Origin of the sequence: Coprococcus sp. RTP21204st1_G4_RTP21204_210225 (assembly GCF_040915385.1) — a bacterium.
GTDB classification, from domain to species: domain Bacteria; phylum Bacillota; class Clostridia; order Lachnospirales; family Lachnospiraceae; genus Allocoprococcus; species Allocoprococcus comes.
Genome location: NZ_JBCPDP010000031.1, coordinates 1 through 13,521 on the forward strand (window position 1 = coordinate 1; position 13,521 = coordinate 13,521).

Below are 13,521 nucleotides of genomic sequence, written 5' to 3' on the forward strand. Positions count from 1 at the left end.
TTACTCTTTCTGAACATGAAAATACCCCCATATAGGACTTTTATATTTCATTGTCCTATATGAGGGTAGCATATCATATAAATAACAAGTGGTCTTTTTTAGATCATAAAATCAAATAGGGGATTGGTCAAATGGTATGACAGGAGTCTCCAAAACTCTTAGCGGCAGTTCGATTCTGTCATCCCCTGTAGAACCCTCTCGGAAGCAGTTCCGGGAGGGTTTTTATACTCTAATAAGTATTTCTTGAACAAAATACAAAAAGGAGTGACAGTATAATTTTCTAATGCTATGATGTATAGAAACGTAAAGTATAAGTGAGGTGTGGAAAATGAAAATTGAATTAAAAAAATGGAGTATTGAAGATAAAGAATCCCTTATTAGAATATGTAATACTATAGATAGAAACTATTTATCAGATAGATTACCAAATCCATATACTAATGAATCAGCAGAATGGTGGTTAAACATAGTAAAAGAAAATGAGGGAAAAACGGGTATATTTCGAGAAATTATTGTTGATGGCAAAATAATAGGAACAATATCAGTTGAACAAAAAGAAGATGTCTATCGAAAAGATGCTGAAATAGGATATTATTTATTACCAGAAGAATACTCAAAAGGAATCATGACAGAAGCAGTAAGACAAATCTGTGAAACAGCTTTTGAAAAATTAGACATCATCCGAATCACAGGGCTGGTATACGAACCTAATATTGCCTCCAGAAAAGTACTGGAAAAGAACAACTTTATACTTGAAGGCACAATGAAAAAAGCAGTCATCAAAAATAATAATATTTATGATCTTTGCATTTACGGAAAAATAAGATAACAAGTTGAAACAATAAGTAGATCTGCAACCAATAAATGTAAGCGGCAACGAAGCAAAATAATTCCCCTCAGATTCTTTGTGCAAACCATTCCGATGAACCGCTTAGAGCGGGAATCGTGTTCAGCAGAGGCTTCCACGATTCCTGCGTTTCATCTCCATTGCACAAAAATTGAATCTGAGGGGAATTATTTTGCTTCGTTGCCGTCACAACCTATAAATTTGCAAACTTAAAAATATCTTTAGAAATTAAAATCCAACTCATACACCTTAACCGGCCGCCCCTTTGCATTGGTTGTCTGCGTATAAGCGAGCTTCGCGACTCCTCCATTTTCCAGATTCTGAATAATCCGGTTCGCATTTCTCACCGTACTTCCCATCCGTTCGGCAAGCTCGTGCGTTGTAATTTTATTTGATCCGGCAGCATGCGTACTGGCAAGGACTTTCTTGATCGTAACCGGTGAAAGATTACACTGCTTTGCAATCTTTCCAAGATTCTGCACATACTGATTCTGGATCACTCTTCGGTCGGATGAACCAAGGGGTCCGATCATATCCCCGTTTTCATTCTGGATAAAACTTTTTCCAAACTGAACAGCCTCTTTGCGGGCATTTACAGAATTACGGATCGCATTGTCAAAATTTGCCCCGATTCCGTATCCTACAGCACATTCAAAATGCAGTTTGTCGGTGAGAAATTCATTCAGTTCGCAGACCTTGTTATTGTGTGTAATATGTTGCAGCATTTCCACAGTGGTCAGGGCACTGCAGTGATTATCCACTTCCTGAGGGATACAATTCATCAGATTCTTTTTAAAGAAATCTTCCATACAGACATAGATCTGCTGGATATTTTCCGGTGTGTTATCTGTCGAACTACGGGGAGATACATTGATGATAACCGGAAGGTTGGAACGCATGTGCTCCAGCTCGATCGTGGACAGAAGTTCATTTGCAAGATCCCGGATATGGCTGACACTTGGCAGCGGATAGATTGTCGGGATCCCGTGCGCACGAAGCTCCGGCAGGATATTACTGTACTGACAGAGAACCATATCCATTTCATTGTTGTTCCACATACGGATCAGCTCTGAAAGGACATGATTTTCAATCGTACTGATACTGGTGCGGGTCAGTGCCTTGGTCCAGTTGTTAATATGTGGTGGAACTGTATCAATGTCCAGCTCCTTAAGGAAAGCGGTTGCAGTACAGCCACCGTCGATCGGAATCAGGAAATCCAGAATAATCCGGTCCATATCCAGATCCCGGTTGGAAATCAGCAGATTCAAAAGAGCACGGTACAGACCGGCTGTATCAATTTCAAAGGATACAATCGGACGGTTATAAGCGTGCGCAGTTGACTCAATGGCAGCTTTTGCGATCTTACCACTGATAAGAAATCCGTCAGTGTCCCCGGCGTAAGAATCGTAAACTTCTGATATTGTGTCAAATTTGTTGTAGGAAACCACCTGGATGTCGCAGTTTAGTTTTAGTTCTGAGACGATCTGCGAGACAGGTTCCTTTAAGTACTGGCTGGTAATAGCCACAATTTTTCTTCTCATTTTCTTTCACCTCTCAAAAAGTATCATATAAAATTATCTTCCATAAATCAACCATAATATTCTGAAAATTAAAAAAATAACGATTAAATAGGTAAAAACAACGAAAATCAAGAATATTCTGTAATATTATTGACTAAAATTTTAGAAGTTGGTATTATGTAATCACGATAACTATTCTGTAAATGTTCCAAAAACTAATAAAAATATTCTGTAAATATTCTAAAAGTAGAACAGTATTTTTAATGTAAATGGCAGGAACAAAGTTAAAGGAGGGCTTAGTATGAATTACTATGAAAGAGCATTGGAATTAAAGGATGAAACAATTGCAAACCGCAGACACATCCACAAAAATGCTGAAACTGGTCTGGATCTTCCAAAGACCAAAGCTTATGTTATGAAAAAGCTGACAGAATACGGACTTGAGCCGAAGGATTGTGGCTACGGGGTAACAGCTACACTCGGCAAAGGGGGAAAGGTTCTTCTTCTGAGAGCAGATATGGATGCACTTCCGATGCCGGAAGAAAGCGGAGAAGAATTTGCATGTCCTACAGGAAAAGAAGCACATACATGCGGACATGATTTCCACGCTGCAATGCTTCTTACAGCAGCAAAGATGCTGAAAGAAAAAGAAGATACACTGGAAGGAACTATCAAATTCATGTTCCAGCCGGCAGAAGAGACTTTTGAAGGAAGCAAGAATATGATCGAGAATGGTATTCTTGAGAATCCTACGGTTGATGCAGCACTTGCATACCATGTATCACCGGGAAAAATGCCAATCGGACTTTTTATGTACAATGATAAGGATACGATGATGTATTCTGTAGATGGATTTAAGATCACCATCCATGGAAAAGGATCCCATGGTGCTTATCCACATGTAGGAGTTGACCCGATCAACATCGGAGTTCATATCCATCTTGCATTGCAGGAACTGATCGCAAGAGAAAGTGATCCGACACATTCCTGTGTACTTACAATCGGACAGTTTGCAGGCGGAACTGCAGCAAACATCATTCCTGAGACCGCTGTTCTCCAGGGAACGATCCGTACCAATAAGCCGGAAGCAAGAGAACTTTTGGTCCGCAGAATGAAAGAAGTCGCTGAAAAGACAGCAGCTGTATATAACGGAACCGTTGATATTGAGATGATCTCAGAAGTTCCTCCGCTGATCTGCAATCCGAAGCTTACCGACGAAGTGGTTGGATATATGCAGGAGCTTGGAATTCCGGGACTCACACCATATCCGGGAATTTCTGCAAGTGCTTCTGAAGATTTCGCAGTGATCGCTGAAAAGGTTCCAAGTACATTTATGTATCTGTCAGCAGGATATCTGGATGAAAGAGGACAGTATCCGGCACATCATCCGAAAGCACAGTTTAATGAAGATGTTTGCCCGATCGGAGCAGCTTGTCTTGCCCATTGCGCTTCACAGTGGCTTAAAAATAACAAATAGAGAGTAAAGGTTTCTTTAGGAACAGGAGGAAAAGAATATGAGTAAAGAACAGCAGGCTCAGGAACAGCCACAGGTTGCGATTCCGCTTCCGAAGGCAAAGAAAAACTTGGTTCAGATCGGATGTATCTGCATGATGCTTTCCGTAGCAATGTATGGACTGGTATTTGCAACGTTAACAGCACCTATCCTTGAAAAAGTTGATGCGATGGGATATGTAGGACTCTTCTCTATCGTAGGTGCGATCGGTGTATCGATTATGACTCCGATCGGAGGAAAATTAGGTGACCTTATTGGTAGAAGAAACATTGTAGTGATTCCTGGAATTATCTGTGCACTTGCAGGTTTTGCATTTGCATTTGTGAGATCTCTGATTCCACTTATGATCCTCAGACTGATTGTCAGCCTTGCACAGGGCGCATTTACAGCAGCACCATACATTATCGCAGGTCTTATCAATGAAAGAAAAGATGTACCAAAGGCAATGGGTATGCTTGCAACCGCAATCGCTGTTGGTGGATTTGGAGGAAGTATCATCGCAGGTATTTTAACAGATATGGGATTATTGACTGTGGCAATCCTTATGCCGGCAATTCCACTTATTCTTGGTATAGTACTGATTGGAATGAACATGCCGAATCAGAAAAGAGAAGGAAAGGTTACGATTGATGTTCCGGGGATGATCGCACTCATCGTATCACTTTGCGGAATTCTGCTTGCACTGAACTTTGGATCTTCTATGGGATGGACAAATCCAATGATTCTTGCAGGTCTTGTAATTGGTATCATTGCTCTTATTGCACTTGTTAAGATTGAAAATAAAGCTGCAGAGCCGTTGATTCCAATGAAATTATTTAAAAATAAAAACTACACAGTACTCCTTATTGTAGGATTTATCTGCTATTTCTATCAGAATGCCATGAACTATTATGCACCGATCGGTGCCATGCAGGTTATGGGAGCATCCACGAGTGCAGCAGGTGCACTGCAGATGCCTCGTACACTGATTACAATCATTCTTCCTACTATCGCAGGTGCATGGGTAGGAAAGAAAGCTGCCAATGCATGGAAAGCAATGGTAATTGGTACAAGTCTTGCAATGATCCCGATGGCTGTGATGGCGTTGGTAACAAATTCAGGTGCTTCGATCATGATTTATTTTGTAGCACTTGCAGTTACAGGTATTGCTGAAAGCTTCCGTGCTGTATCCATTACGCCAACAGCACAGGCAATGCTGGCACCGGAAGATATGGGAATCGGAACTTCTCTGGTTAACTTCGCAAACTCACTTTCAGGAACAATTGCAGTTGCAGTATTTGCAGTCGCATATAATGCAAGTACATCAGCTGATCCGACCAATGTAGCACTGATCCAGAATGGTGTAAAATCTGTATTCTGGACAGCAGCAGTCGTTACTCTGATTGGACTTCTTCTGGTAATCTTCATTGTAAAACCGGAGATGAGCAAGAAAGCAACAGAAAGCAAATAGAATATTGAAATCCATGTGAACATGTGAATAAGAAGCCGGGGCGGATGTGAAAAAACATCTGTCCCGGTTGTTATCTGGAGAAGTCTTTTATAGATCTGCCGGATACAGGGATGAGAATGGAAATGACATATGTTTCAGGTAATTGCAGATTGCATTTCAGAAAATCAAGAGTATAATAAGAAATAGTGAAAAGAAGAAAGGCAGACATATATCTGTCTTTTTATAATTATAGAGACAATTTTAAAGATATAAGAAATAATTTGATTTACCGGAGGAAAAGAATGCTTGGAAACTATCTGGATGAAGTACGAAAAAAAGCACCACTGATACACAATATCACCAATTATGTGACGATCAATGATGTGGCGAATATGGTTCTTGCCTGCGGTGCAAGTCCGATCATGTCCGATGAACCGACGGATATTGAAGAAATCACATCCATCTGTCAGGGACTGAATATCAATATGGGAATGCTGAATCCGCGTAAGATTGAAAGCATGCAAAAAGCAGGAAAGAAATCCAATGAACTGTATCATAAAGTACTGTTAGATCCGGTTGGAGCAGGATCGAGTTCGTTCCGAACAGAGGCGGCACTGAATCTGATACGTGATATTCAGTTTGATGTGATCCGGGGAAATATTTCTGAGATCAAGACCTTAGCAGCAGGACATGGTACAACGAGTGGTGTGGATGCAGACGAGGCAGATACACTGACGGAGCAGAATCTGGAGAAAATGATTCCGTTTATAAAGGATTTTTCCAGAAGGACAGGTTCCGTGATTGCTGTGACTGGAGGAATAGACCTTGTAAGTGATGCAAAGAGGTGCTTTGTGATCCGGAACGGTCATCCGGAGATGGGACGGATCACCGGAACCGGGTGTCAGCTTTCCGGGATGATGACGGCATTCCTTGCGGCGAATCCGGAGAATAATCTGGAAGCAGCGGCAGCAGCGGTCTGTGCCATGGGGCTTGCCGGTGAGACTGGCTGGAAATATATGCAGCCGGGAGATGGAAACGCAACCTACCGTAATCGGATCATCGATGCGATTTATAATATGGAAGGAAAAGAATTGGAAGAAGGTGCAAAATATGAGATTAGATAAGAAAGATATGGTTCTGTATGCGGTAACAGACCGTCACTGGCTGAATGGAGAAAGTCTGTACAGCCAGGTGGAAAAAGCGCTGAAAGGTGGGGCTACATTTATCCAGCTCAGGGAAAAAAATCTGGGTGAGGAAGAGTTCCTGGCAGAAGCAAAAGAGATTGCCAGACTCTGCAAATCCTACCATGTACCATTTGTGATCAATGACAATGTAGAGATTGCAAAGAAGGTAGATGCCGATGGTGTGCATGTGGGGCAGAGCGATATGGAAGCTCTTGATGTGCGGAAAACACTGGGCGAGGACAAGATCATCGGTGTTACGGCAAAGACGGTCGAGCAGGCGCTAAAGGCGCAGGCACATGGAGCCGATTATCTGGGAGTCGGTGCAGTCTTTGGCACGACATCAAAGGCAGATGCAACAAAGCTGGATCATAAGGTTTTAAAGGAAATCTGCGAGACGGTGGACATTCCGGTTGTGGCAATTGGGGGAATCACGGGAGAGAATGTGACAGAGCTTGCCGGAAACGGAATCTGCGGAGTTGCCGTGATCAGTGCAGTTTTCGGACAGCCGGATATTGAGCAGGCTACAAAAGAATTAAAAGAGAAAGTAGAGGGTATGTTGAAATGATTTTGTTTACTAGCGATTACACAGAAGGGGCACATCCGAGAATTATCGAGAAGCTTGCCGAGACCAATATGGAGCAGACAGTAGGATATGGGGAAGATCCATACTGTGAAGCTGCAAGAGAAGCCATCAAAAAAGTATGCGATGCACCAGATGCAGATGTGCATTTTCTGGTGGGAGGTACACAGACGAACTTTACGGTAATTTCTTCTATTTTACGCCCGTTCCAGGGAGTGATCTGTGCAGATAGCGGACATATCAATGTCCATGAGACAGGAGCAGTGGAAGCGACTGGCCATAAGGTTCTGGCACTTCCTTCAAAGGAAGGAAAAATCACAGGACAGCAGATCAAGGAATATTACGACCTGCACTGGAGTGATGAGTCTCGTGAACATATTGTACAGCCAAAGATGGTTTATATTTCACATCCGACAGAGGTAGGAACATTGTATACAAAAGCAGAGCTTGAAGATATTTCTTCTATTTGTAAGGAATGTGGACTTTATCTTTTTCTGGATGGAGCGAGAATGGGATATGGACTGATGGCACCGGGAACCGATGTGACACTTTCGGATATTGCAAAGTGTTGTGATGTATTCTATATTGGAGGAACAAAGGTCGGTGCATTGTTCGGAGAAGCTGTGGTTATCACAAATCCATGTCTAAAGCAAGATTTTCGTTACTGCATTAAACAAAAAGGTGGAATGCTTGCAAAAGGAAGACTGCTTGGCGTTCAGTTCCTGGAGCTTTTTAAAAATGGTCTTTATTTTGAAATCTCCAAACATGCGATTGATATGGCAATGCTTTTGAAAGACGGACTGAAAGAAAAAGGATATGAATTCTTCATGGACAGCAATACCAACCAGCAGTTCATTATTGTGGAAGATGCCAAATTGCAGGAAATCCGTCAAAAATATGGCGTAACTTATCAGGAAAGGTACGATGAGACCCATAGTGTGATCCGATTATGCACTTCCTGGGCGACAAAAGAGGAAAATGTGAAGGCATTCCTGCAAGATATGTAATTTGTGAAAAATTGAATAAAGCTTTACAGGTAAGGCAGATATGGTAAATGATAAGGACTTTTTTGCACAGAAAATGGCAGAAGAGTCCTTTTTTGCTTTTCGTAGTGTTTTAATATGAGAAAATAATAATTAGGCATTTAATTATTTGTTTGTGAAAAATATTATAAAAATATAAATTATTGAGAATAAATGTTGACTTATATGTGTGATACGCATAAAATAACGATTAGACTTCTAATGAATAGACATCTAATTAAATTGCGGGAGGTGAAAGGGTGAAGTCGGATAAATTTGAGTGTGGGGATTTTACCAGGGAGAATATGCCGGTACAACTTCTTCTTGCACAGGTCGGACATATGTATAAATGGTATGTGACGAACCAGATGAAGGATACAGAGCTGAAAGCCGGACAGGCAGGAATTCTTGCAATATTGCAGATGGTAGGACCGATGTCACAGAGAGAGCTTGCAGATCATATTCACATTACGCCGCCATCGGTGAATGTAGCAGTTCAGAAACTGGAAAAGCTCGGATATATTAGAAAAGAGCAGGACGAAAAAGACCAGCGGATGACAAGGATCCATCTGACAGAACGAGGAGAGAAGATTCTTGGCAACATGCATGAGATTCTCCGAAGCACGGAAGATACACTCCTGAAGAATATGAGCACAGAAGAGAAAATACTGTGCAGAAGACTGCTTTTACAGATGAGTGACAATCTTTTCCAGGAAAAAGAATTCCGTGATATGCCATGTAAAAATCCATTTAAGGAATAAAAATAGTTACTAAGAAAGGAAATAATTGCTATATGAGAAAGTTATTCAAACATTTGAAGCCTTATGCAGCAACTATAGCAGCGATTGTTGTTATCCTGATCGTTCAGGCGTACTGCGATCTGTCATTGCCTTCTTATACTTCAGACATTGTCAATGTCGGAATCCAGCAGGGAGGAATTGATGAGAAGATTCCGGATGCAATCGCAGAGGAAGAGATGAATAAGCTGTTGCTTTTTGTGGCAGAAGAAGACCAGCAGACAGTGCTGGATGCATATGAGAAAAAGGAATCCGATTCGGATTATAAGTATGATGGAGCAATTTATGTTCTGAAGGATTCCGTGAAAAAAGATGAAGAAAAGTCAGGAAAGGTATTTGACATCCTTGGAAAGCCGATGCTTCTGACTTATGGATTTGAATCTGGAAGCGATACAACAAAGAAGATGGAAGAATCTATGAAAGAAAACATGATTTCTTCTATAAAGGAACAGGCTGAGAAACAGGCAGAGAGTATGCAGTCCCAGATGACAGATGAGCAGAAAGCAGCACTTGCGGCAAATCCGGAGCTTGCCAAGAAACAGCAGGATGAAATGCAGAAAAACATTGATGAACAGGTGAAAAAGATCGAAAATGCAGATATCTTTGAGATCCTGAACATGATACCGGATGAACAGAGAGCAGACGTTATTGATAAAATATCAGAAAAAATGGACGATATGCCGGATACCATGCTGGAACAGACAGCAACTTCATTTATTAAAGAAACCTACAGTGTTCTGGGTGTGAATACCGATAAGCTCCAGAACAGATATATTTTAACAACTGGCGGTAAGATGCTTGCACTTGCATTTCTCGGAATGATCGCAAGTGTACTTGTCGGACTTCTTGCATCAAGAGTTGCGGCAAGTACTGGACGTGATCTGAGAGGAAAGGTATTCAAGAAAGTTGTCGGATTTTCCAATGCAGAATTTGACAAGTTTTCAACTGCATCACTGATCACAAGAAGTACCAATGATATCCAGCAGATCCAGATGCTTGCAGTTATGCTTCTGAGAATGGTGATGTATGCACCAATCATGGCAATTGGAGGTATTTTCAAGGTTCTCCATACGAATGTCAGCATGTCATGGATCATCGTACTTGGGGTAATCCTGATCGTGATGGTTGTTGCTGTATTATTTATTGTGGCAATACCAAAATTTAAGATTCTGCAGAACCTGGTTGACAGACTGAACCTTGTTACCCGTGAGATCCTTACCGGACTTCCGGTTATCCGTGCATTCAGTACAGAAAAGCATGAAGAAGAACGATTTGATAAAGCGAACAGAGATCTGACAAGAACCAATTTATTTGTAAACCGTGCCATGACATTTATGATGCCGATGATGATGCTGATCATGAACGGAATTACCATACTGATCGTATGGAGCGGCGCACATGGTGTCAGTGACGGGCAGATGCAGGTTGGTGATATGATGGCATTTATCCAGTATACAATGCAGATCATCATGTCCTTCCTTATGATCTGTATGATTTCTATTATGCTTCCAAGAGCAGCTGTTGCAGCAGACCGTGTGGATGAGATCCTGACAAGCAGGACAGCGATCGAAGATCCGAAAACACCGGAAAAACTGGAAGAATCCAGAAAAGGCGAAGTAAAATTTGACCACGTATCCTTCCGTTATCCGGGAGCAGAAGAAGACGTACTTCATGATATCAGCTTTACAGCAAAACCGGGACAGACAACGGCGATCATCGGAAGTACCGGTAGTGGTAAATCTACGATGATCAACCTGATCCCAAGATTTTATGATGTAACAGAAGGTACGATCACATTGGATGGAAAAGATATTCGTACCATTTCCCAGCATGATCTGCGGGATGAACTTGGATACGTTCCACAGAAAGGTGTACTTTTCTCAGGAACAATCGAGTCCAATATTCTGTATGGCAATCCGGATGGATCCGAAGCCGAGATGAAGGAAGCCGCAGAAATCGCACAGGCAACCGAATTTATCGAAGAAAAACATAAAAAATACGAAAGTCCGATCGCACAGGGCGGTTCCAACGTATCCGGCGGTCAGAAGCAGCGTCTTTCTATCGCACGTGCGATTGCAAAGAAACCAAAAGTTTATATTTTTGATGACAGTTTTTCAGCACTGGATTATAAGACAGACGTAACCCTTCGTGCTGCATTGAAAGAAAAGACACAGGACAGCACAGTGATCATTGTAGCACAGCGAATCAGCACCATTTTACATGCGGAGCAGATCATTGTGCTGGATGATGGAAAGATTGCGGGAATCGGAACACACAAAGAGCTTCTGAAATCCTGTGATGCATATTATCAGATTGCGTCATCGCAGCTTTCTGAAGCAGAGCTTGCGAGAGACTTAAATAACGAAAATGACGGAAAGGAGGAAGCATAGTATGAGTAATCAGCCAAGAAGAAGAGGACCTATGGGCGGTGGACATGGAAGAATGGGAACCGGCGAGAAGGCAAAAGACTTCAAAGGTACCATGAAGAAACTTTTTACTTACCTTAGTGAATATAAAATCGGTATTTTCTTTGTTATGATATTTGCAATCGGAAGTACGGTTTTCAATATTATTGGACCAAAGGTTCTCGGAAAAGCGACGACCGAAATTTTCAAAGGTCTGGTCGGAAAAGTATCCGGCGGTAGCGGAATTGATTTTACAAAGATTGGTAAAATCCTGTTAACTTTATTGTGTCTGTACGTGATCAGCGCATGTTTCTCCTTTATCCAGGGATATATCATGACAGGCGTATCACAGAAGCTGACCTATCGCATGCGAAAAGAAATTTCTGAAAAAATCAATCGTATGCCGATGAATTATTTTGATACGACTACACACGGTGAGGTACTTTCCAGAGTAACCAATGACGTAGATACTCTGAGCCAGAGCCTGAACCAGAGTGCAACCCAGATGATCACATCCGTGACAACGATCATCGGTGTACTGATCATGATGATCAGTATCAGTCCGCTGATGACTGTGATCGCACTTCTGATCCTGCCGGTATCTATGGTACTGATTTCTGTAATCGTAAAACACTCACAGAAATACTTCAAAAGCCAGCAGGAATATCTGGGACATATCAATGGTCAGGTAGAAGAAGTATATGGCGGACATAATATTGTCAAAGCATTCAATAAAGAAGAAGACGTGATCCGCGAATTTGATGAGACTAATGATATCCTGTTCCGTTCTGCATGGAAATCACAGTTCCTTTCCGGAATGATGATGCCGATCATGCAGTTTGTCGGAAACCTTGGATATGTAGGAGTTTCTATCTTAGGTGGTTACCTTGCAATCAAACAGACCATCGAAGTTGGAGATATCCAGTCCTTCATCCAGTATGTAAGATCCTTTACACAGCCGATCCAGCAGGTTGCACAGGTAGCAAACATGCTCCAGTCGACAGCCGCTGCATCAGAGAGAGTATTTGAATTCCTGGACGAAAAAGAAGAAGATCAGTTTGCTGAAAATCCAGTATCTGTAGAAGGATTACAGGGAAATGTAGAATTTGAACACGTACATTTCGGATACAATCCGGAGCATATCATCATCAATGATTTCTCTGCAAAAGTAAAAGAAGGACAGAAGATCGCCATCGTAGGACCAACCGGAGCAGGAAAGACAACCATGATCAAACTGCTGATGCGTTTCTATGATGTCAACAGCGGGGCAATCAAGATCGATGGACACAACATCAAAGACTTCAACCGGAGCGAACTCAGACAGATGTTTGGAATGGTACTTCAGGATACCTGGCTGTTCAGCGGAAGCATCGAAGATAACATTAAATACGGCAAACTCGATGCAACCCACGAAGAAGTCGTAGCCGCAGCCAAAGCTGCTCACGTACACCGTTTCGTCCAGACTCTTCCAAGCGGATACAACATGATCCTCAACGAAGAAGCCAGCAACGTATCCCAGGGTCAGAAACAGCTCCTCACGATCGCCAGAGCTATCCTGGCTGATCCAAAGATTCTGATCCTAGACGAAGCCACCAGCTCCGTAGACACCAGAACCGAAGTCCAGATCCAGAAAGCCATGGATAACCTCATGAAAGGCAGAACCAGCTTCGTAATCGCCCACAGACTTTCAACCATCAGAGATGCAGATCTTATACTGGTAATGAAAGACGGCGATATTATCGAACAGGGGAACCATGAAGAACTACTTGAGAAGAATGGGTTTTATGCGGAATTGTATAATTCGCAGTTTGAAAACGCTACAAGCTGTGCATAAAAATGGAAAGATGCCAAAAATCATGCTCGCATGATTTTTGGCATCTTTTTATTTTTATATAGAGCGCCAGCTCTCATTCGGATGATGCGACAGCATTAGCCGAATGCAGCACAGCGTATGTGTCGGGGCAAAAGAGTAGAGTGCATCATTCCACAAACTAATCAATCTCCAGCGGAACAGGAGCTTCAGCTCCGCTTCCCGCGCCTGTCTTGCGTTCCCTAAATTTAATTCAATTATTTTCCAACATCTCTAGCAACGCCGAATTTGTTGATTTATTTATGATTTCTGTAATTTTCAATCAACCAGATTAAACTAAACTGGACCCCATGTCAAGGACACAGTAAATTTTTTAGGTCAATTGGTTAAACAACCAATGCTGATGGTTTCTCT

At 41.9% G+C, this 13,521-nt stretch carries 10 protein-coding genes and 1 tRNA gene; 10 read left to right on the plus strand and 1 reads right to left on the minus strand.

All coding sequences use genetic code 11. From position 1 onward, the window contains the following. Positions 1–117 precede the first annotated feature (117 nt). Both AB5213_RS16280 and AB5213_RS16285 read left to right on the plus strand, forming a co-directional pair. A tRNA-Trp gene (locus tag AB5213_RS16280) sits at positions 118–188 on the plus strand. Positions 189–328: 140 nt separating this feature from the next. Beyond that, the gene (locus AB5213_RS16285) at positions 329–829 is read left to right on the plus strand and encodes a GNAT family N-acetyltransferase (protein ID WP_195412987.1); all 501 of its coding nucleotides are present in this window, start codon (positions 329–331) and stop codon (positions 827–829) included. A 239-nt stretch (positions 830–1,068) separates the two neighbouring features. Here AB5213_RS16285 and AB5213_RS16290 read toward each other — a convergent pair whose 3' ends face one another. Continuing rightward, positions 1,069–2,388, minus strand: coding sequence for a hypothetical protein (locus tag AB5213_RS16290; protein WP_368276958.1), 1,320 nt, complete (start codon positions 2,386–2,388; stop codon positions 1,069–1,071). A 280-nt stretch (positions 2,389–2,668) separates the two neighbouring features. Here AB5213_RS16290 and AB5213_RS16295 point away from each other — a divergent pair, with 280 nt between their 5' ends. The 8 genes from AB5213_RS16295 (at position 2,669) to AB5213_RS16330 (ending at position 13,131) form a co-directional block, all read left to right on the plus strand. After that, positions 2,669–3,844 carry a M20 family metallopeptidase gene (locus AB5213_RS16295; RefSeq protein WP_368276959.1) on the plus strand — a complete coding sequence of 392 codons (1,176 nt, stop codon included), beginning with the start codon at positions 2,669–2,671 and terminating at the stop codon, positions 3,842–3,844. 37 nt (positions 3,845–3,881) lie between these two features. After that, positions 3,882–5,330, plus strand: coding sequence for an MFS transporter (locus AB5213_RS16300; RefSeq protein ID WP_368276960.1), 1,449 nt, complete (start codon positions 3,882–3,884; stop codon positions 5,328–5,330). 281 nt (positions 5,331–5,611) lie between these two features. Further along, positions 5,612–6,433 (plus strand): hydroxyethylthiazole kinase, encoded by an 822-nt coding sequence (gene thiM, locus AB5213_RS16305; RefSeq protein WP_368276961.1) that lies wholly within the window; start codon positions 5,612–5,614, stop codon positions 6,431–6,433. Continuing rightward, positions 6,420–7,058, plus strand: a complete 639-nt coding sequence (gene thiE, locus AB5213_RS16310) for a thiamine phosphate synthase (protein WP_055156460.1) — start codon at positions 6,420–6,422, stop codon at positions 7,056–7,058. Before thiM ends, thiE begins: the two co-directional genes overlap by 14 nt. Further along, a complete protein-coding gene (locus tag AB5213_RS16315) occupies positions 7,055–8,080 on the plus strand; it encodes a low specificity L-threonine aldolase (RefSeq protein ID WP_368276962.1) in 1,026 nt (341 codons plus the stop codon). The genes thiE and AB5213_RS16315 overlap by 4 nt, the downstream gene beginning before the upstream one ends. Positions 8,081–8,355: 275 nt before the next feature. Further along, positions 8,356–8,856 (plus strand): MarR family winged helix-turn-helix transcriptional regulator, encoded by a 501-nt coding sequence (locus AB5213_RS16320; RefSeq protein ID WP_368276963.1) that lies wholly within the window; start codon positions 8,356–8,358, stop codon positions 8,854–8,856. Between the two features lie 32 nt (positions 8,857–8,888). Continuing rightward, positions 8,889–11,282 carry an ABC transporter ATP-binding protein gene (locus tag AB5213_RS16325; protein ID WP_270223636.1) on the plus strand — a complete coding sequence of 798 codons (2,394 nt, stop codon included), beginning with the start codon at positions 8,889–8,891 and terminating at the stop codon, positions 11,280–11,282. Between the two features lies 1 nt (position 11,283). Continuing rightward, a complete protein-coding gene (locus tag AB5213_RS16330) occupies positions 11,284–13,131 on the plus strand; it encodes an ABC transporter ATP-binding protein (protein WP_055156466.1) in 1,848 nt (615 codons plus the stop codon). Positions 13,132–13,521 lie beyond the last annotated feature (390 nt).